This is a genomic window from Paenibacillus turicensis, from assembly GCF_017873435.1.
GTDB lineage: Bacteria > Bacillota > Bacilli > Paenibacillales > Paenibacillaceae > Fontibacillus > Fontibacillus turicensis.
On record NZ_JAGGKG010000002.1, the window covers coordinates 18,367 to 40,058 of the forward strand.

Sequence of the window (21,692 nt, forward strand, 5' to 3'; positions counted from 1 at the left end):
TATTTTAGTCCAGTTTGTTATTTTATTACAGCTAAATAATTAGAAGACTTAACAAAGTCGTAATAAACAATTCTTAGAAAGCAAACTATTAAGAAGGACGAGGGGGTATCTAATAACTTTAAGACACGACCTAGCTACCGATTGAAAAAAAAGGTCTGTTTGATATAATGAGTTAGATTATAAAAAGTTACGGGGTGCTTAAAATATGAAAGCCTATTTAGACTTATTACAGGACGTATTAGATAACGGTGTTGCAAAGGAAGACCGTACAGGCACAGGGACAATATCTGTGTTTGGTAGACAGCTTCGCTTTGATCTTAGCAAAGGATTTCCACTTGTGACGACGAAACGTATTCATTTAAAATCCGTAGTTCATGAATTGCTGTGGTTTTTAAAGGGTGAAACCAATATTGCTTATTTAAAAGAAAACGGTGTGCGTATTTGGGATGAATGGGCAGATGAAAATGGGGATTTAGGTCCAGTGTATGGCTCGCAATGGCGTGCATGGGAAAGTCCTAACGGTACAAAAATTGATCAGATTTCAAAGGTGATTGAAGCGATCAAAACAAATCCAGATTCTCGACGTCATATTGTGAGCGCATGGAACGTAGCAGAGGTCGATAATATGAAGCTACCTCCTTGTCATTTTGTGTTTCAATTTTATGTCGCAGGTGGCAAGCTATCCTGTATGTTAACGATGCGTTCCGTGGATACCTTCTTAGGCTTACCATTTAATATCGCTAGCTATTCACTACTTACACATATGGTTGCACAGCAATGTGGCCTTGAAGTAGGCGAGTTTATTTGGTCTGGCGGGGATGTACACATTTATTCCAATCATATGGAGCAGGTGCATACGCAATTAGCACGGGAACCGTTTGAATTACCGAAACTAGTCATTAAGCGTAAGCCAGATTCTATTTTTGACTATACGTACGATGATTTTGAGTTCGTGGATTATGAGCATCATCCAACAATTAAAGGGATTGTGGCTGTTTAATTAAGGCTCTATTTATAAATCAGTACTTGACAAGGACTGAGGACAGAAGCTACGTTCCAGAGAGTTCTTACGATCGTTGTTAAAATCAGTTCTTATAATGGAAATAAAGTTTATTGTGAGAAACTGATTTTAAAGACGCTCTTCAGAATCTCTCTGTCTCTTCGCTAGTTTGAGGTGGCTGTCAAGCACTGATTTCCAGATTTAACAACCTTAATTAATAGCTGAGGTATTGGAATTTAATTGGAAATATCAGAAAATTTATATATCTTATTTTTTACAAGGAAGGTGATGGGATGAGCTTAACACTCATTTGGGCGATGTCGCAAAATGGTGTGATCGGACGAGATAATGCTTTGCCGTGGCGACTACCTGCGGATTTAAAGTATTTTAAAGCGCAAACGATGGGCAAAAAGATGGTGATGGGTCGTAAAACATGGGAGTCAATGGGGAGCAAGCCGCTTCCAGGACGTGAAAGCCTTGTTCTTACAAACGATACCTCTTATGTTGCTGAGGGTGCAACAGTTTTGCATCACATTGACCAAGTATTAGCTTTAGCTAAAACTGAAGAGATCATGGTGATTGGTGGGGCTGGTTTATTTCAGCATTTAATTCCTTATGCGGACGTTTTGCTTGTGACGCTAATTAAGGAAGATGTACCTGGTGACGTTGTTTTTCCTGAAATCGATTGGAATCAATACAAGCTAGTGCAAGAAATCGCAGGTGTTCGTGACGAAAAAAACAACTATGATTATAGCTTTTTAACTTATCATCGTTTGTCGTAAAAATCGTAATAGTGCAAATTATTATGTTAATTATCCATTAATAACGTTTCCCCCTGATGCTAACATCAAGATACGACTAGCACAACGTTGCTAACTTTTAAATGATGATGCGGATGGGGGAACTAAAAATGTCAACACCAACAGGGTTTATGGAATATAAGCGTATACTTCCAAGTGACCGTAGCCCCTCTGAACGGGTACAGGACTGGGAGCAATTTCATAAATCAATGTCAGATGAAGAACTTAGACAGCAGGGGTCCCGTTGTATGGATTGCGGAACGCCTTATTGTCATATAGGCATAGATATGCACGGGGGAACAGCAGGTTGCCCACTTCACAATTTAATTCCTGAATGGAATAATTTAGTTTATCGTGGACTTTGGCGTGATGCATTGGATCGATTGCACAAAACAAACAACTTTCCAGAGTTTACAGGGAGTGTCTGTCCTGCACCATGTGAAGGCTCATGTACGGTAGGTTTAATCGGACAGCCGGTAACCATTAAAGCGATTGAGCATGCAATTGTAGATAAAGGCTTTGAGGAAGGCTGGATTGTACCCGAAGTTCCGGTGCATCGTACAGGACATAAGGTTGCTGTCGTTGGTTCAGGACCGGCAGGTTTAGCTTGTGCTGCACAGCTTAATAAAGCAGGTCATCACGTTACGGTGTATGAGCGTGCAGATCGTATCGGGGGGTTGCTGACGTACGGGATTCCATCAATGAAGCTAGATAAGGGCGTCGTCCAGCGTCGTGTAGATTTGTTAGCTAGAGAAGGAATTACATTCATAACAAATACGGAAATCGGCAAGGACATTACAGCTCAGCAGTTAACGGAGCAATATGATGCTGTAGTACTCTGTGGGGGCGCGACTAAGCCACGGAAGTTTGAGATAGAAGGCAGTCATTTACAAGGTGTACATTATGCGATGCCTTACTTAAATGGTACAATTAAGAGCTTTTTAGACTCAGGGCTTGAGGATGGGAATTATATCTCAGCGAAGGACAAGGACGTCATCGTTATTGGTGGCGGAGATACTGGCTCAGATTGTGTAGCCACAGCTCTTCGTCATGGTTGTAAAAGTGTAACTCAATTTGGTACGCACGAAAAAGCACCACTAGAGCGAGATCAAACGAATAACCCTTGGCCACAATTTCCTAATGTATACACACTAGATTATGCACATGAAGAGGCAAAGGCGATTTTTGGTGAAGATCCTCGCGAATTCTCGATCATGACAACCCGATTTGTTGGGGACGAAGAGGGAAATTTGAAGGAATTGCATACGGTGCAAATTAAACGTACTGTGGATGAGACAGGTCGCAAAATATATGCGCCAATCCCTGGCACAGAAAAGGTCTTTCCTGCACAAATGGCTCTGATTGCGATCGGATTTGATGGTCCTGAAAGCACCATGATTGATGAGCTTGAATTAGAGCAAGACCGTCGTGGCAATGTAAAAGCACGTTATGGCAAGTATAAAACGAATCAAGATAAAGTATTTTCTGCAGGCGACATGCGTAGAGGGCAAAGCTTGGTCGTATGGGCGATTCATGAAGGTCGTGAGGCAGCGCGCGAGGTAGACAAATTTTTGATGGGTTCATCATTGCTTCCATAATATGATATAATAGTGGTTAGCGGTTAAAGCTGCGCATTGTGCGTAGCTTTTTTTTAGCGAATATATTAGATTTTAAGGGGCGCTATATCAATGAAAACGCTCGTAATTGCCGAAAAACCGGATATGGGCAGAACAATTGCTGCTGTTATTGAGCCAAAGGCGAAAAACAACAGATCCTATTTGGAGGGGGAGCGCTATATCATTACATGGGCCATTGGTCATTTACTAGGATTAGCAGAGCCGGATGCTTATGATGTGAAATATAAGAAATGGAATTTTATGGACTTACCTATTTTACCAGAGCAATTTAAAATTGTACCTAATCCTAAAACAAAGGATCAGCTTCAAATTATTAAGGAAGTAGCCAAGCGCTGTGATGCAGTTGTGAATGCATGTGATGCGGGGCGTGAAGGTCAATACATATTTGCACTCATCCAGCAGCAATTAAAGCTGAATCAGCCTGTGAAAAGATTATGGATTTCAGATTTGACTGCAGAAAGTATTTCTATGGGCTTTGATAAGCTGCATGATAGCTCTGAGTTTGAAAATCTAACTCAAGCAGCTAGAGCAAGAAGTGAAGCAGATTGGCTGATTGGTATGAATGCCTCACGTGCTTTTACGACGAAGCATCGAACATTGCTGTCTGTAGGACGCGTACAGACGCCAGTGCTAGCATTAATTTATGATCGACAAAAGGAAATTGAAAGCTTTGATTCTCTTACATATTATGAGGTGAAAGCTAGCTTTAAGCAGGATGAACGACTTTATAGTGGAATGTGGCAAGGTGACCGTCTAACAGATAAGGATAAGGCTAATGGGATCGCGGACAAGGTCAGAGGGAAAGAGGGACGTATTACGTCCTACGAAGTAAAGGATACGAAGGAATATCCTTATAAGCTATATGATTTAACTTTATTACAGCGAGAGGCTAATGCGAAATACGGTTATTCTGCCAAAAAGACGTTAGACCTTGCCCAAGCCTTATATGAAAAACATAAGGTCATTAGTTATCCACGTACTAACTCCAACTATGTGACAGAACAAAATATTGACGGCATGCACAAGGTGTTCCAGATGCTAAGAGCAACAAGCTATCAGGAGCTTGTAAATGGTGGCAATGCCAAGCTAGTGCATGTCAATAATAAAGCCGTATGTAATCCAACAAAGGTTGAGGATCACCATGCGATATTGCCTACACTTCGTAAGCCAGGTACGTTAAGCAAGGAGGAACAACACATTTATGATCTTGTGGTGAGACGGTTTTTGTCCCATTTTTATCCTCCTGCTACGTATAAACAGCATACCGTTTTAACAGAGGTGGAGAAGGAGACCTTTAAAACGAATGTGAAGGAGCTTCTTTCACTTGGCTGGAAGGTGTGTCAGGTTGCAGAGGACAAAACGGCGAAGCGCAGCAAGAAAAAGGACGAGGACGAAGAAAGCGAAGAGCTTGTGGACAAGCCTTTTTCTGTGGAACTAAATGCACCTGTAAATTGCGTGGAAGCAGAAGCGAAGGAAAAAGCGACGCAACCTCCAAAATCATATACAGAGGGTACATTATTAAAAGCGATGGAAAGTGCAGGCAAGCAGCTTGAAAATGAGGAATTAAGAGATGCGATGAAGGAGGGGGGACTTGGAACCCCTGCGACAAGAGCTGCAACGATTGAACGTTTAAAAAATGTAGGTTACATTATGATGCAAGGCAAGCGGATTACAGTAACCCAAAAGGGACGCACTGCGATTGAGCTTATTCGCCATGCGGGAGTAGAGCTACTAACATCACCTGAAATGACTGGCCAATGGGAACGAAGATTACACCAAATCTCTAAAGGCGAAGCGGCGAGAGAAAAGTTTATGGAAAATGTGAAGCGATTTACAGTGTCCATCATCGAAAAAGTGCGTGTACAACCAAAGGCAGATGCCGCTTTATTTGAATCAAAGGATGAGAAAACGGGAGATAAAGCTAAGAAGGCAGTAAAGAGTGAAAAAGTTGAAAAAGCTGTGAGAACTACAGCTTCAAAAAGTGTAAAAGAAACTACAGATGCGAAAGCAAGCCTGCAACCTCTTGCTGACTGTCCAAGACAGGGATGTGGTGGGCAGTTGATCGAAGGAAAAAAAGGATACGGCTGCTTACATTACAAGCAAGGCTGTAAGTTTGTTATCTGGAAGCAGTTTGAAGGTAAGCAGATTTCAGTTTCGATGCTACAGTCTTTAATCTCTAAAGGTCAAACACAATTGTTAACGTTTAAAGCAGGGACAGGAGATGCAGAGGGAGACTACAAAGCACGAATTGTGCTAAAGGATGTACAGACTGGTGAGCTTGCGGTAGAGCGTGCAGAGGATTAATAGATTAGCAAGTATAACGATATTTTTATAGTATTGTTATACTTGCTTTTTTTAAACAAAAGAGGTGGTTTTTATTGAATACTGTTGTCATTTAGTTGAATATATTTGAAGAAATTTCACCATTAGAGTAGTAACGAATTGCTTTTCCTTTTTCTTGGGCATACTTAATCTCTCTTTTTGTGCTACTTCCAATGTAACCATTCACATCAATCACAAATATTTCATCAGAAATATCGATTTTTCTAAAATGGAGATTTCCAAGTAGTTCGGCTTGTTTATCAGTTATTTCAAACCCTTCACTTTGCTCAAAGAAAGCGAGGCTGATTACAATATTTCCTTGAAGTGTAAGGAATGCATTAGCCTGTTCGAATTGTTCCTTGAACTTTGTAGAGCCACATAAAGTTATTATTTTCATCATCATGTCCTCTTCTAAATTTCGTTAATGTTTTCCTTCCTTATCTAGGACTCCGTACCGCTCAAGCGCCTTCGTTGCAGCCTCAAGCAGCCGCTTTTTGAGATAATCTCCTTCTAGCACCCTTACCCGCTGTCCTAAAAAACGGATTCGGGACAACACAAATTCTTCTTCATTACTTGCATATTGGATTTCAATGGTATAGGTATGCACTTCTTCATCGTAATGCACCTTTTTTTCAAAATAAGAGAAAGCGTATAAAATTCTAGATAGTTCACCATTAAACATAGGATTAATTAAGATTTTTGCTTTAGTTTTATGCTTCTGAATGAACTGTTCTACATGATTCAAAATGCGGTTCAAGTCCTCAACCTCAACTTCCTGCGAGGTTAAATTTACAATTTTGTCCAAGCGTGTGGACATTAATCTACGATTTTTCATATGAAACCATAATAAAAACCATTGTCTTTTTACCATTGAAAATTCAAGCTTATAAGGGATACCGCTAATCTCCTCATGAATTCCCCCACGTTTAATTTCGTAAGATAACTTCATTCCTTGTTGATCCATAATCATTTTTCGTAGCGGGCGGAGAAGAGGATGATAAATCTCCCGTTCCTTACTTTGACCCTTTTGCATGAGATGAGTAGAGAGCTCCATTTGTTTATCGTTAGCTAATATAGTAGTTAATTTCTCTAAAGTAGCGTTATCAAAAGCACTTTTTGCCGCAGGATGAGCTAACATCATTTTTAACCAAGCTCGTTCCTGCGTAGTGACAATAAAAATACCAGATGAGTCTAGACTGTTCATGAGCTGGTAATTAAATACTTTTTCAAATGGATTCATCATTGTTTTTAGTTCCTTCGGTAGATATTGGTGTATATTGGCTCAAAACCAAAATTAGTGGTTGCTAACTTTAGGGGGAAAGCAGCTGCGGTGAAGAGGGTGGCTTTGACCCCTTCGCTATTTTTGCCTCCTCTCAACCACTAATTTCTAAGTTGAGTCCGTATTTCCTTATTGTAGCTCAATTGGGGAAATCGTGCATACGCATTTTAAAGAAATAGCTTTTGTAATACTTTTGCCATGTTCAGGGTTGGGAATTTAATGCAAAATAAGTACATAAGAAATGAGTTGGGAGCGAAAGAACATGGCAATTTTACAATTAAAATCAACTAATCCTGCATTCAGCTTTTTAATAAGAAAAAATCCACAATCAGGGATGCAGGTTCGTGCAGTTCGTAAAGGGCTAGCCTATGGCTGGTACAGTGATGAAGCAACCTACAATGTTTATTTTCGAGATGCGGATAATGAGGTTTCCTTTAAGCAGCACCAGCAAGAGGAATTTGAATATTTAAACGTATCCAGATACAACACGCCGCTATTTCCGCTTAATGCGTTTCATGAGTTTTTCTCTGCACCAACCAAAGCACAACATGAGCAAGATCAAGCAGGCTATACACATACGTTATGTATTAATCTAATTCATATTGAGCTACCTAAATATGTTATATTTTTTGAGCAACATATTACAGATGTTCAGTTCAAAATGGAGCATAAGGCGCATAAAAGCTATTCCTTAACACTAACGTCTCAAACTAGTTTATATGAGCTTCTCCATACTGCCAATGTACTTTGTCTATTTTTAGCAATGTTTGGTAATGAACATTTGGATGTGACGGACAGTATTTTAGATAAATATATTAAAAGTATTGGGATTATCGATGCTCCATTTTATATTCGTAGTTTATTTGTTCGTAATTTCTTAAATGGAAAAAATAGATTCCAAAAATATAAAGCAGTATTGGAGCAAACGAAATGGTACAACATTGATTTTGCTTATGGGGGTACTGCGCAACAACGCCGTAACTTCATTAGAGAACACTTACCTTTTAACAAGTCAATACTTGATGTTGGATGTGGAGAAGGCTTTTATGCGATTCCTTTTGCGGGAAAAATTGAAGACAGCTATTATGCGATTGATATCGACGAAACTTGTATCGAAACCGTAGCCCGTAAGGCAGAAAATAAAAATATAGATAATATAGCAACTTTCAGCTCATTAGATCAGTTTTTAGCGCAATATAACGGAGAGTTATGTGATGTGATTTTGACTGAGGTCATTGAGCATATGACGATGGAGCAAGCGACAGAGCTGATTATTCAATTATGTATTCATGTTAAATTTGAACAATTGATTATCACAACGCCGAATGCGGATTTTAACCCCTATTATGGGCTTACTGAGTTTAGACATGAGGATCACAAGTGGGAAATGGGGCAAGCGCAGTTTAAAGATTGGATACAAGAGTTACTGGGGCAGCTTGGATTCTTTTATGAGTATATTGAGATCGGTGATGCGGTAAATGGAATTCATACAACTCAAGGCGTCATTGTAAAAGGGAAGGAGGAGTAAATAATGCAAATTACATTCAATACACATACAATTATTATGCTTGTTGGACCTACGGAATGTGGAAAAACAACCTTTGCGAAGCAAATTTTAATTCCTCAGCTACAGGCGGGGCTCGCTTTTAATGATCCAACGGACGATACTGTTCAAAGCGCGATACAAGGCACGCTGCAAAGTACAGTGCAAAACACAGTTCAAAGTAATGTGCAATATATCTCGTCGGATGAAATCAGACAGGAGCTATTAGGCTACCAATATGATAAATACGATCAGGTTATGCTGGAGGCGAGCAGTTGTGCGTTTCATATGTTGTTTGAGAAGCTTAAGGCAGTGACTAGCTTTCCGATCAATGCTCAATTTGTAGTTGTAGATACAACTGGACTTGCAGAGGATTTTAGACAAAAGGTGAGTGCCATTGCGAAGCAAAACCATTACAACCTAGAAGTGGTATTGTTTGATTATCGGGATCGTAAGGATTATTATGCATCGGATCGTTCTAAAAAGGTTATTACAGCGCATCTTAACCGCATGCGTAAGGAAGTATTAGGGGCGTTAGCGCGTGAAGGTTATCATCAAATTCACAAGGTTCGTGCTAAAGACTTTATATTAGCCGATCTACCTAATCCAGCCTACACTGTAGAAATAGCTAATATTGAGTTATATCATCAAACCTTTTTGCCTAGTCAATATAACTATATTGTCATTGGGGATGTGCACGAGTGTCTATCATCTTTAATTTCCTTACTTGAACGCTATGGTTATGATGTTAAAGATGGGAAACTTGTGTCAAACGCACAGTTAGATAATACAAGATTAGTGCTTGTCGGGGATTGGATTGATAAAGGGAAAAATACAGCCGCAATCATTAACTTTTTGTACGATAATCAAGCATATTTTTACTTTGTACTTGGGAACCATGAGAACTTTGTATACAAATACTTGCGTGGTGAGCTAAAGGGAATAGATCAGGATTTGCTAAACTCCTACTTTGATTCGACAAAGGTACTGATGGAAGATGCACAGTTACGGGATAAGTTTAATCATTTATGTGAAATTGCGAAGCCGTTTTATACAAGTCAAGGCGGACAGCACGCTTCCTTTTATATTACCCATGCTCCATGTCAGAATAAGTATATTGGTAAGCTAGACAATGTGTCCTTGAAGCACCAGCGCAATTTTAGATTAGATCGAACTGAGTCGATTGAGGAGCAAATTAAATTTGTTGAGCATGAAGCTGTGAGTAATCATCCTTTTCATATTTTTGGTCATGTCGCTGCCAAGCATGCCTTCCGAGTGAAAAATAAAGTGCATGTGGATTCAGGTGCAGTACATGGTAATAAACTAACTGGAGTTGAAATTGCGCATAAGCCATTTTTTAAATCAGTATCCTGTGAAAATGGGGTAATGCAAAATGATGAGCTTCCTATCTTGTTTGCACGCGAAAATACTGGGGTAATGGTTCATGAGTTGGCAGAAGCCGATTTACGTAGATTGTCTTATTGTACACACAACCAAGTTAACTTTATTTCAGGCACGATGTCACCTGCAGATAAAAATGAAGAAACAGGGGAACTTGAATCGTTAGAGCGAGGATTAGATTACTTTAAACATCGTGGCGTGGGAAAGGTAGTGCTCCAACCCAAATATATGGGTTCTCGGTGTAATATTTACTTGAATCGTGAGCTTGAAGCCTGTTATGCAATTAGTCGGAACGGATATAAAATAAAAGGGGTAGACCTCACTTCGATTTATACTTCATTCTTAAATAAATTTGGTAGCTATATGAATGAAAATCAGATTACAGTGATGGTGCTGGATGGTGAACTACTGCCTTGGCGTGTGATGGGTGCAGGCTTAATTGATCGCCAATTTAAAGTGATAGAGCAAGCCTTAGGAGACGAGTTAAGTTTTCTCGCTGAACATGGGTTTGATCATGAGCTTGGTAAGCTTATGAATCAGTTTGAGGCAAGTGGATTTAAGCAAGAGCAGTTTAAAGTGACAAAAGCTGAATTAAACGAAAAATATGGTTCAGCAGTCTATCAAACGTATAAGCATGTTGGTGAAATTATGGAAAGACATGTTCCTGTGACAGATCAACAGGAGGCATTTGAAGTGTATAAGCGGCAGCTTGAAATTTATGCTTCAGATGGTTCTGATGATTCTAATGTAGAAATTAACTATAAACCATTTTCAATCTTAAAGTTTATTTATGAGAATGGAAATGAGTCTATACCAGACTGGGCAACATCTCAAATTTATTCCTTTTTGTCTGAGGATGAATTTCTAGTGCTAGATTTAGAAGACGAAGGTAGTTATTCAGTAGCAAGGGAATACTTCAATACGCTCACGACAACGAAGCAGATGGAAGGCGTGGTCATTAAGCCAGAATATGTAACAGATAACGTTGTACCTTATATGAAGGTGCGAAATGAACAATATTTAAGCATTGTCTATGGTTATGATTATCGTTTCCCACACAAATACAAAAAACTGTTCAAGCAAAAAAATATTCAACGTAAATTAAAGACGTCTTTAAATGAGTATCGGTTAGGAAGGCAAATGCTAGGTGTAAAGTTAGCTGATATTACACCTGAAAATAAGGAGTATACAAATATTGCAGCAAATCTATTATTTGAAGTAGCAGCGGAAAAGGAAATCGATCCAAGGCTGTAGTATTAAAAGTCCTGAAAGTTGAGTAGCTCATCTTATCAGGACTTCTTCATTTAGTGATAATCCATTATTATATTATTTATGCCATTAATGAATCTCTAAATAATCTAAAAATGCGTCCCATGTACCATCATCTGCTGTTACGATCAACTCAACGACCTGATTCCCAGTGCCTGAGCTTACATTATTTATCGTATACACAGCAGGGTAACTATCTCCGTAGTAGAAGGTTCCCTTGTGCACGCCTCCAATTCTAAGATCAACCCGTGCCATATTGGAGTTGTTGGATGCCCCTCGGAGTGAAAAATTGTTCGTTCCACTAGTGAAATTATGAGTAAATCTTACAGAGTCATTATTAGCGTATAAGGCTACACCATTAAACGGAGAAGTAATATTCCCAGTATATTGGCCACTCTTAGTCATATTCTCTGCTTCAACCCTAACTACAGTGCCACCAGGATTTCCAGGGTTACCTGGGTTATCATCTGGCGCAACCGCTCTGCCCGTGGTAGGAGAGATCATACCGCTACAAAGTCCTTTGTTTTGCAAGTTTTGCGCGATTTGAGGAATGGCTTGAATGGTTGCGTTAAATTGTTCGTGTAATAAAATAACGTCACCATTGTTAAGTCGGTTAGCCGCAGCTACGATTTGTGCTGTGGAAGCGCCATTCCAATCCATAGAATCGACATTCCACAGTACTTCCTTCAGGCCATTTTGAGCTATAATATTTTTTACATTGTTATTTGTAGCGCCATAAGGTGGACGGAACAACTTAGGTGTCACGCCTGCGGAAGATTGAATCGTTTGTTGTGTACGTGTAATTTCAGAGGTGATTTGAGAGTTGTTTAATTTGGTCAGATCAGGATGTGTAAAGGAGTGATTGCCAATCCACATTCCAGCATCCTTTTGCTCCTTCACTAAACCAGGGTTATTTTGTGCATTTTGTCCAACGTTAAACAAAGTTGCTCGTAAGCCAGCTTGATTTAATGCAGTAAGTAACCTTCGAGTATGTTGTGGACTTGGGCCATCGTCAAAGGTTAGACCAACATATCCGTTTGTACATTTAAAGTCAGCTGCTTCAGCTTTTGGAGCTGGTGGAATAATGAACATAGAGCTAAGTAATGTAACGATTAAAGCACCTTTAAAAAGTTTACCTTTCAGCATCATAAAACCTCCCAATCATTTCTAATCTATTTTTTATCAAATCAATTTTGGAAGCAGCTCAGCCCCTTTCTATTAAAATAGAGCGCTTTCATAAAATGTTAGTAAGAAATATATGGAAGTCATTTCTATTATAGATAATATAAAAAATGTTATCAACTGGAATTATTACAAATATATCCTCTTTTTTTACTAAGCTTATTAAGTCTGTTCATAAAAGGTTTTGATTTCCTGCCATTCTTGAATTAAATCTTGCCGAAGTGATCTTGGCTCCAGCACCTCACAGCTAGATCCAAAGCTTCTTAACCAAGGCTTAATCTCAGTAATGCCATTCACCATAATTTCATAAATAAAACCCTCTTCATTTTCTTCCACAATTTCTCCCCATTGTCCTTGAAGAAGAACACGTTCCTTTACAAAATTAATTGGCGCACCAGTAGGAGTGTAAAAGAAGGCGCGCACCTTGACGGTTTTACCTGTATCGATAAGCCAACTATATTTCAAAGCGTCCTCTAATGACTGTAGCTTGTCTTCAAAATGCTTTTGTTCTGCCACATGTCCTTCTGTAATGCCAGTCATGCCTTCCATTCGAAATTTTCGAATGCCATCTCGATTGCTGCCAATCAAATACCATCTACCATACTGGTGATCATAAACGATTTTTAAAGGTAATGTTGTTTGTAAACTACCTGAAGAAGCTTTCTGAAATTGCGGATTACTATTTTGTGACGTGTAGCTAACTTCCTTTTTGGGTGAAAAATAAGTAAATGTAATATAACGATGAGAAGCAATCGCAGCTAGTAACGAAAATAAATGAGCTTCATCTAAAATTCTAGAGTAATAATGATATTTATATAAAAAGAGTTCATGCTGTTGATCAAACAAAGAGAGTTGCTTTTTTAAGCCATCACGCAATAAGTACCCTGGAACGGCGGGAACCTGCGTATTGGACATCACATCAATATAATCATATAAATCTAGTAGCTCCTCACTAGTAAGCGCTGTAACCAGCTCATTATTTAGCTTGTAACGAAAAGGGCGTTGTGTGCCAAGCTTCGCAATAACCCCAACGCTTTCTAAATATTTAAGGTCAGAACGAACCGTTTTTTCATCAGGCAAAGTGGAATCCTCTGTAGTCACACTTGTCGATAATTCTAATATTTCCATAACGGTACGTGGCCCCTCATTTAATGCTGCTAATATAAGAGACAAACGTACAATCTCACTTTGTTTAACTGACTTTGCCCTAAATAGTAGTAATAGCAAGGGATCGTGGGCATCGTAATAATTGTAGGCGATCGCTGAGTCAAAGCTTTGTTCTGATTTATTAGTTTCAGGCTGATAGCTAGTTTCAATCATATCCTTTAATCTACGTAACGTTTTATCTAAAGTATGTACAGAGATACCTAGTCTTTTCGCGTATTCAGTTCGGTTAAATGAGCCACTTGTTAATACGAGCATACGGAGCAATTGGATTTCCTTATCAAAGCTTTCTTTCGCCATATGTCTAACCTCGTTTCTGTGCTGTATATTTTTCTATTTTACCAGAAATGTTATAAAATTTGGATGTTGTAATACTTTTGCCATGTTCATGTGTGGGAATTTCCCTCATGATAGACTTATAAATGATTTTTTGTTGCTATAAGGATGTATTTAAGGAGGTTGTGAAAATGAAGGAGCAAATTTTACATAAGCTACAACAAATTGAGCAAGAAGAGCAGGTTCAAATTATATACGCATGTGAGTCAGGGAGTCGGGCATGGGGGTTCGAATCCCAAAATAGCGATTATGATGTGCGATTTATATATGTACGTCCTCTTGACGATTATTTAACAATTTTTGAGCAAAGAGATGTGATTGAGCGCCCCTTACATGATGAGCTGGATGTAAACGGTTGGGATATACGGAAGGCATTACAGCTATTACGCAAATCAAATCCGCCATTACTAGAATGGCTTCATTCACCTATTCAATATTTAAATCAGGAGCATCTGACAATTCCCCTGTACAATTTGGTATCTGATTTATTTTCAGCAAAATCAAGTATTTTTCATTATTTGCATATGGCAAAGGGAAACTATAGAGAGTATTTAAAAGGGGAGCAAGTTAAGCTTAAAAAATATTTTTATGTGCTGCGACCTATTTTGGCATGTGGATGGATTGAAAAGTATGATACGATTCCGCCTGTCCAATTTCAAACCCTTGTTGATGAGTTAATACCACAGGAGCATGAAATTTTTAATAGCGTTCAAGCTTTATTAGAGCAAAAGAAAAGTGGCGATGAGCTTGACCATGGTAAGCAAATTCCTGCCTTAAACTTATATTTAGAGGAGCGTATCAATTATTTCGAGCAGCTGGCCACGAGCATGAGCTCACAAGGCAACTCAGAAGCACAAACTAATTACTTAAAAGAGAAAAATGATTCTACTAAACGTCTAGATGAAGTGTTTAAAGCGATTGTCTACAATCAATAAAAATAAATTATAGAAATCGTAGAAGAAAATGAGCATGTCCATGATCACACATAAGTGTAATGAAAAGAGGGGTTAAATGAAATATTTAACGAAGGAATGGTATATGCAAAGTCAGCAAATGGGGTTACACACAGGTAAAAAGGTTCACAAAAAAGTGGGGCAATTTAGCGAAGCGTTATTTTTACACCTTTATAAGGAGAAAGAGAAGCGTTTTATTGAGGATCAGCTCGAATTTTACAATTATGACCCGAGAAGATACTTAACGGATACTATTCCTGTAGAGGTGTGGCTTGAAGGGAAAGAGAAAACCCAAAATATCGATGAAATCATTGCTAAGATGAGCTTAGAGGAGCGGACTAGATTTGAACAGCAGGTTGCTGAATTTGATGCAAGGCCTCCTTTTGATGAAATAGAATGGAAGGAGAAGTTCCAAGAAAGCCTTCAGTGGAATTGCGAACATTATCGTGTTAAACTTCCTGCGCCTATTTTACATAAGATTGCGGATATTAGGGTTTTTGCTCTAGGTTATTGCACGAAAGAGGTTTTAAAGCTATTAAGTAAGTATAGTGAACAAAGCGAAAAAAATACGAATGATGTCTTAGAGCAGTTTCGGAAGGCACAAAGTCAAGAAGTAATACCGGAAGAGCTTCATAAGAAATTTAATTTTCACGATTGTCTTGTAAAAGAATTGAAGTTTGAAACTAATCCTGTAGATACTAATGCTAATGACGCTAACATTCAGACTGAATCTAATCCTGATCTAATCCTCTACTTAGATACAAGTGGGGGCTTTACGCTAAATAACAAAATTACTTTTGTTGAGTCGAAAATAATTTTGCAACAAGAGCAAATTGTAAATCATGCATGGCTATACAGTGAATTGTACTGCGTGGATGGTGGTTATGAGGTTCATGTGCTGTTTGAAGGGATGAGTATGGCAGAGCTGATTTTACGTTGTCGTGATATTATTATAGAGCAAGAATAAAAAATAAAAGAGATTAAAAGAATAGGATAAAATCATATCTTGTTCAGAAATAATATTTTCCGTGTAAAAAAAAGTAAAAAAATAATGAAATAGAGTACCTATTTTTCCATATATATGATATTCTTATGGTGAAATAGGTTATTTTTCCCTTTATGAAAAAGTTTTCCTGCTAGTATCGTAATTTCTTTTCCTAATTTAATAGAAAGGAGTGAGAGTTTAGGTATAATTTGGGAACACAATCTTTTCATAATTTTAAACATTAAACATTATATTCTAAAACTCAATATGTTAAATCTCTTAATTTAAAATGGAGGAATGGATATGCTAGCTAAGCTTAAAAAATATGGGATGTTAGCTCTTGTTGCTGCGTTGTTAACGACTGTTGGTTTAACAGGCTGGACGGCTCCAGTATCTGCGGCGAATGCGAATCAAGTTGTGTATGAGATGGGGGCAGGGTGGAATTTAGGAAATTCCTTAGAAGCATCTGTAAATGGTACCCCTAGTGAAACGGCTTGGAACAACCCAACAATCACGAAGGACTTAATTAAAAAGGTGAAGGCTTCAGGCTTTAAAACAATCCGGATTCCTGTATCTTATCTAAGTAAAATTGGAAGCGCTCCCAATTATACAATTGATAGTGCTTGGCTTGATCGTATTAGAACGGTAGTTGATTATGCTCATAGTGAAGGCTTATATGTCATCATTAATATTCATGGAGATGGCTTCAATTCTGTGCAAGGGAGCTGGCTACTCGTAAATGGCTGGAACCAAAATGAAATTAAAGCGAAGTTTGAAAAGGTATGGCAACAAATTGCAAATAAATTTAAAGGCTATAGTGAACGCCTTATTTTTGAATCGATGAATGAAGTATTTGATGGTCAATATGGTAATCCGAATCCATCATATTACGCTAACCTCAACGCGTATAATCAGATTTTTGTAGATACAGTAAGAAAAACAGGTGGAAATAACGGTTCAAGATGGTTGCTTGTCCCTGGTTGGAATACGAATATTGACTTTACCGCTGGTAACTATGGTTTTGTGGTGCCAAGTGATAACTTTAGATCCACGAGTATTCCTAGTAATGAAAAAAGAATTATGATTTCTGCACACTACTACTCTCCATGGGATTTTGCGGGTGAAGAAAATGGAAACATTACACAATGGGGTGCAACAGCTACCAACCCTGCCAAAAAATCAAACTGGGGACAAGAGGACTACTTAAACTCCCAGTTTAAAATGATGTATGATAAATTTGGTGTCCAAGGTTATCCTGTCGTGATCGGTGAATTTGGCTCTGTAGATAAAACCTCACATGATTCAAACAATAATAAGTACAGAGAAGCGTATGCCAAAGCAGTCACCGCAACAGCTAAAAAATATAAATTTGTTCCAGTGTATTGGGATAACGGATTTAATGGCCAATATGGCTTTGCCTTGTTTAATCGCTACAATAATACAGTGACACAGCAAGGCATTATTAATGCAATTATGCAGGGAATTCAGTGAAATAAAATTGAACCCAAGTTTATTATGCTATAAACGTTCCTCAATCTGAGGGGCGTTTTTTTGTTAGTGCTCTTCCATGAGAGCGCTTTTTTACTTTTTCATACTTTTCACAAGGTTTACGAAAAATATGGCTTGGACTATAATCATTAAGTCTAGATTTTCAAAAATACAGGCAAAATAGGCTTAAAGTGAAAAGAGGTGCTTCAGGATGGCAGCTATCGAGGTCCAGGATTTACGGAAAACATTTAAGGTTCAAAAAAATAGAGAAGGCTTAAAGGGTGCTTTTCAAGATTTATTTAAGCGACAATATCGTGAAGTACCTGCAGTGAAGGATATTACCTTCCAAATCCCTGAAGGGGAAATCTGTGGATATATCGGTGAAAATGGGGCGGGCAAATCAACAACAATTAAAATGCTGACGGGGATTTTAGTACCGACATCAGGCTTTTTAAAGGTTGGCGGATACGTTCCTTTTCAAGAACGAGAAAAGTTTGTTCAGCATATCGGTGTTGTGTTTGGACAACGTAGTCAGTTATGGTGGGATATCGGTGTCATCGAGTCGTTTGAGCTATTACGCAAAGTATATCGTGTGCCACAGGCAGCGTACAAGAAGCGCTTGGATGAACTGGTGGAGCGATTACAGTTACAAGATTTGCTTCATCGTCCTGTACGTAAATTAAGTTTAGGGCAACGGATGCGCTGTGAGCTTGTAGCGGCTTTACTTCATAATCCATCAATCGTCTTTTTGGACGAACCAACGATTGGACTTGATATCGTCGTGAAATCTGAAATTCGTGAATTTCTGAAGGATATGAATCGAGAGCATGGCACAACCATATTGCTAACAACACATGATCTACAAGATATCGAAGCACTTTGCTCGCGTGTCATTATGCTGGATGATGGTCAAATCATTTATGATGGTGGCTTGGATGAATTAAAGGCCCGTTGGGGAACCGGGCGTGAGGTTATTTTCCAATTTGGTACTGGGACAAAAATTGACCGTTTGAAATCATGGACGACTGGACTAGACGTGACATGGTCTGCTGAAAATGAACTTGGAGCAAAGGTATTTATTCCACTTGAAATTAACGTGTCAGAGGTGTTAAGCCGTGTTGTCGGACAAGCTGACATTACAGATATTAAAATTATTGAGACAAATACGGATGAAATTGTGCGAAGTATTTATAGCTCAGGTTCGGCTGAGAAGCCAGAGACCAAGTCATCTGAACAACATGAGGAGTTAGCTGCACATGTTTAAAGAAAGTCAAATGAGCGCTTATGTTGATTTTATAAGAATTCGGTTTTTGACCATGCTTGCTTACCGTGTTAATTATTATACAGGGATTTTAATTTATACGCTGAATATTGGGGTTTATTATTTCACATGGAAAGCGATTTATGGTGGTGGAGGAGAGCTAGGGGGCTTTAGCGCATCACAAATGACGACCTATATTGCCGTTTCATGGATGGCAAGAGCATTTTACTTTAACAATTTAGATCGTGAGATTTCAAATGATATTCGTGATGGGAGCATTGCGATCCAGTTTATTCGTCCTTACAATTATTTGCTTGTTAAAATGATGCAAGGCTTTGGCGAAGGGCTATTTCGTTTCTTGTTGTTTATGATTCCTGGTATGCTGATCGCGATTTTATTATTTCCAGTGACATTGCCCACCTCATGGGTTGCGTGGATAGGTTTTTTGGTGATGTTGTTTTTTAGCTTTTTAATTAATTCTCAAATTAATATGATTACAGGTCTTATGTCATTTTTTGTGGAAAATAATGAAGGATTTATGCGTATGAAACGGGTTGTGGTGGATTTGTTTTCTGGATTAATCATTCCAATTAGCTTGTTTCCAGAATGGTTGTCTAAGCTACTCTCATTTTTGCCCTTTCAAGCGATCACATACCTTCCAGGCTCTGTATTTACGGGTCGGATTGAAGGCGTGGGTATATGGAACGTGTTAGGTATTCAAGTTGTGTGGTTTATCGTTCTATTGCTACCTATGGTGTTGTTGTACCACGCTTCAAGACGACGTGTATTTGTGCAAGGAGGTTAAAAAATAGTGTATTATTTAGGCCTAATCAATGAATATCTTAAAAATTATATGAAATCTCGTTTAACATACCGTGCTGATTTTTGGGTTGAGGTCATTTCAGATTTGATGTTCCAGGTGACGAATTTGATTTTTATTTTTGTCATCTTTATGCATACAAATAGCTTAGGTGGCTGGAGTCAAAATGAGGTTATCTTTGTATATGGGTTTTTTATGCTTCCTTATGGTGTGTTTAGCTGCTTTGTGAACTTATGGGGCTTTAGTGAGCGTTACATTGTAAAAGGGGAAATGGACCGAATCATGACAAGACCAGCCCACAATTTATTTCAAATCTTTCTTGAAAATGTAGACCCTCCTGCATTAATGGGCTCGATTGTTGGTATTGTCATTATGATCGTTAGTGGCGCACAGCTTGATCTCGTGTGGCCTTGGTGGAGCATTCCAGCAATTATTATTCTTACGTTAAGTGCTGTAGCCATTTACACAGGGATTTATACGATTTTGACATCGATTTCTTTTTACTCTGATGCCCCAACGGGGATTTTACCCCTTATGTATAACATTCAAGGTTATGGGCGTTATCCAGTTACGATTTACAATCGAGCGATTCAAGTGTTATTAACATGGATTATCCCATTTGCATTTGTAGGGGTCTACCCTGCCTCTTTATTTTTGCAAAAGGAAGGGTTGTCCCAGATGGCATTCCTAACCCCGGTCGTAGGAATTGTCTTTTTTACGATTGGGATCATTGCTTGGAATCAAGGTGTGAAGCGGTACCGCGGAGCAGGTTCATAAAACACGTTAATAAGGTGAGCAGGACATTTCGTCCGCTCACCTTTTTTATCTTGTAAATCAAGGCTAGTGAAAATGAATTATGAAGTCGCCGTCATCATCTTGTTTTTCTTCCAATTTCCAAATACGTAATATAAGGTATTCATAATTGCAGCAAACAAGAAGGACGTTGGGAAGCTCCACCAAATCGCATCAAATCCATAATGACTACTTAAATATTCGGCAAATGGATTACGAATAAATAGTAGGGAGAAGGTGGTGATTAACAATGGAATCATCACGACACCAGACGAGCGGACAACCCCTGCAACGATGTTGAAGATACCAAATAAAATAAACGACCACAAAGTAATCATGTTAATATGTGCCGCAAGCTCAATCGCTTTCCCTTCAGCAGGGAGGAAAATAGATAATACAGGGCGATTGAAAAATAAAATTAAGGCAGAAGCAAAACCAGTGAACAGGATATTGAAGATGACGCCTGTGATTGTAATTTTATGAATCCGATCCCATCGACCAGCTCCGATATTTTGAGCAGCCATTGACGTGATTGCTCCACCAATTGCCATTGCAGGCATCTGAACGTAACCAGATAATTGATTAGATATGCCAAATGCAGCCGTAGCTTCTGAGCCATAGGAATTTACGATATGAATTAAAAGTAAGTTACTTAATGACACAACGACCATTTGTAATCCCATCGGTACACCCTTGTTGACTAACGTACGGATAATTTTCCAATTGATTCGTAATAGATGTAGTTCGGTTTTTTGAATACGTAAAAAGTATTCTTTACGATATAAATAAATAATTAACAGTGTTAACGAAGTGCATTGTGCAATAAAGGTCGCGACTGATGAACCAGCAATGCCCATTTCAGGGAATGGTCCAATTCCTTTAATAAGTAATGGGTTAAGAATAATATCGATAATTGCTGAAATAAGCATGAAGTAAAATGGGGTTTTAGAGTCGCCTGAACCTCTAAGCACAGCCATAACTAGGTTATATCCAAACATAAAGGGAATTCCCGCAAATAAGATACGAGTATATGAAATCGCCATTTCCTGTGCGTCTAATGGAGTATTCATTAGCTCCAAAATAGTTGGCGTGAATAACAATCCGATTACACCAATGATTAACGACAGGCCAATAAAAAACACAACGCTTGTACCTACAACCTTTTTCGCCTCATCGATTTTTTTGGCGCCTAAATTTTGTCCAATTAAAATAACTGCTGCCATGGAGGTTCCAAATACAGCACTAAGCAAGAACATCATAATAATCCCTGCATTGGACGTTGCTGCGAGTGCGGTTTCGCCTAACAATTTCCCAACCCAGATCGAGTTGATGGAGTTATTCAGTGCTTGAAGAATGTTCCCAAATAGTAACGGTAAAGAAAAGTAAAATAACGTTTTGGCAATTGGACCTTCTGTTAATGTAGGTTTGCTACCTTGTTGTTTTATTTGATTACTCATGTG

At 38.6% G+C, this 21,692-nt stretch carries 17 protein-coding genes; 12 read left to right on the forward strand and 5 right to left on the reverse strand.

The window, feature by feature from the left end:
- The first annotated feature begins 205 nt into the window (after positions 1-205).
- From thyA to J2Z32_RS02475, 4 genes are all read left to right on the forward strand, one after another.
- The gene (gene thyA, locus J2Z32_RS02460) at positions 206-1,000 is read left to right on the forward strand and encodes a thymidylate synthase (protein ID WP_210087583.1); all 795 of its coding nucleotides are present in this window, start codon (positions 206-208) and stop codon (positions 998-1,000) included.
- Positions 1,001-1,293: 293 nt separating this feature from the next.
- On the forward strand, positions 1,294-1,782 hold the full coding sequence (locus J2Z32_RS02465) for a dihydrofolate reductase (protein ID WP_210087584.1): 489 nt from the start codon (positions 1,294-1,296) through the stop codon (positions 1,780-1,782).
- A 128-nt stretch (positions 1,783-1,910) separates the two neighbouring features.
- On the forward strand, positions 1,911-3,398 hold the full coding sequence (locus J2Z32_RS02470) for a glutamate synthase subunit beta (protein ID WP_210087585.1): 1,488 nt from the start codon (positions 1,911-1,913) through the stop codon (positions 3,396-3,398).
- 90 nt (positions 3,399-3,488) lie between these two features.
- Positions 3,489-5,741, forward strand: a complete 2,253-nt coding sequence (locus J2Z32_RS02475; RefSeq protein WP_210087586.1) for a type IA DNA topoisomerase — start codon at positions 3,489-3,491, stop codon at positions 5,739-5,741.
- A 91-nt stretch (positions 5,742-5,832) separates the two neighbouring features.
- Here the strand turns inward: J2Z32_RS02475 and J2Z32_RS02480 are convergent, their stop codons facing one another.
- Both J2Z32_RS02480 and J2Z32_RS02485 read right to left on the reverse strand, forming a co-directional pair.
- On the reverse strand, positions 5,833-6,156 hold the full coding sequence (locus J2Z32_RS02480) for a hypothetical protein (RefSeq protein WP_210087587.1): 324 nt from the start codon (positions 6,154-6,156) through the stop codon (positions 5,833-5,835).
- Positions 6,157-6,180: 24 nt separating this feature from the next.
- Positions 6,181-6,999, reverse strand: coding sequence for a WYL domain-containing protein (locus J2Z32_RS02485; protein WP_210087588.1), 819 nt, complete (start codon positions 6,997-6,999; stop codon positions 6,181-6,183).
- Between the two features lie 301 nt (positions 7,000-7,300).
- Here J2Z32_RS02485 and J2Z32_RS02490 point away from each other — a divergent pair, with 301 nt between their 5' ends.
- Both J2Z32_RS02490 and J2Z32_RS02495 read left to right on the forward strand, forming a co-directional pair.
- Positions 7,301-8,566 carry a class I SAM-dependent methyltransferase gene (locus J2Z32_RS02490; RefSeq protein WP_210087589.1) on the forward strand — a complete coding sequence of 422 codons (1,266 nt, stop codon included), beginning with the start codon at positions 7,301-7,303 and terminating at the stop codon, positions 8,564-8,566.
- A gap of 3 nt (positions 8,567-8,569) precedes the next feature.
- Positions 8,570-11,236 carry a metallophosphoesterase gene (locus J2Z32_RS02495; protein WP_210087590.1) on the forward strand — a complete coding sequence of 889 codons (2,667 nt, stop codon included), beginning with the start codon at positions 8,570-8,572 and terminating at the stop codon, positions 11,234-11,236.
- Positions 11,237-11,320: 84 nt separating this feature from the next.
- Here J2Z32_RS02495 and J2Z32_RS02500 read toward each other — a convergent pair whose 3' ends face one another.
- Together J2Z32_RS02500 and J2Z32_RS02505 are read right to left on the reverse strand one after the other, a co-directional pair.
- Complete coding sequence (locus J2Z32_RS02500) at positions 11,321-12,397, reverse strand: polysaccharide deacetylase family protein (protein ID WP_210087591.1); 1,077 nt, start codon at positions 12,395-12,397, stop codon at positions 11,321-11,323.
- Positions 12,398-12,595: 198 nt separating this feature from the next.
- On the reverse strand, positions 12,596-13,897 hold the full coding sequence (locus J2Z32_RS02505) for a helix-turn-helix transcriptional regulator (RefSeq protein WP_210087592.1): 1,302 nt from the start codon (positions 13,895-13,897) through the stop codon (positions 12,596-12,598).
- A gap of 167 nt (positions 13,898-14,064) precedes the next feature.
- On the opposite strand from J2Z32_RS02505, the gene J2Z32_RS02510 reads away from it, so the two are divergent.
- The 6 genes from J2Z32_RS02510 to J2Z32_RS02535 all read left to right on the forward strand — a co-directional run bounded on the left by J2Z32_RS02510 (position 14,065) and on the right by J2Z32_RS02535 (position 20,217).
- Positions 14,065-14,868: a nucleotidyltransferase domain-containing protein gene (locus J2Z32_RS02510; RefSeq protein WP_245251112.1), complete on the forward strand. Its 804-nt coding sequence runs from the start codon at positions 14,065-14,067 to the stop codon at positions 14,866-14,868.
- Positions 14,869-14,944: 76 nt separating this feature from the next.
- Positions 14,945-15,853 carry a DUF4085 family protein gene (locus J2Z32_RS02515; RefSeq protein WP_210087594.1) on the forward strand — a complete coding sequence of 303 codons (909 nt, stop codon included), beginning with the start codon at positions 14,945-14,947 and terminating at the stop codon, positions 15,851-15,853.
- Positions 15,854-16,174: 321 nt separating this feature from the next.
- A complete protein-coding gene (locus J2Z32_RS02520) occupies positions 16,175-17,362 on the forward strand; it encodes a glycoside hydrolase family 5 protein (RefSeq protein WP_210087595.1) in 1,188 nt (395 codons plus the stop codon).
- 208 nt (positions 17,363-17,570) lie between these two features.
- Positions 17,571-18,623 (forward strand): ABC transporter ATP-binding protein, encoded by a 1,053-nt coding sequence (locus J2Z32_RS02525; RefSeq protein ID WP_210087596.1) that lies wholly within the window; start codon positions 17,571-17,573, stop codon positions 18,621-18,623.
- Positions 18,616-19,425, forward strand: coding sequence for an ABC transporter permease (locus J2Z32_RS02530; RefSeq protein WP_245251113.1), 810 nt, complete (start codon positions 18,616-18,618; stop codon positions 19,423-19,425). Before J2Z32_RS02525 ends, J2Z32_RS02530 begins: the two co-directional genes overlap by 8 nt.
- 3 nt (positions 19,426-19,428) lie before the next feature.
- On the forward strand, positions 19,429-20,217 hold the full coding sequence (locus tag J2Z32_RS02535; protein WP_210087881.1) for an ABC transporter permease: 789 nt from the start codon (positions 19,429-19,431) through the stop codon (positions 20,215-20,217).
- Positions 20,218-20,294: 77 nt separating this feature from the next.
- Here J2Z32_RS02535 and J2Z32_RS02540 read toward each other — a convergent pair whose 3' ends face one another.
- Positions 20,295-21,689, reverse strand: coding sequence for an MATE family efflux transporter (locus J2Z32_RS02540; protein WP_210087597.1), 1,395 nt, complete (start codon positions 21,687-21,689; stop codon positions 20,295-20,297).
- Positions 21,690-21,692 lie beyond the last annotated feature (3 nt).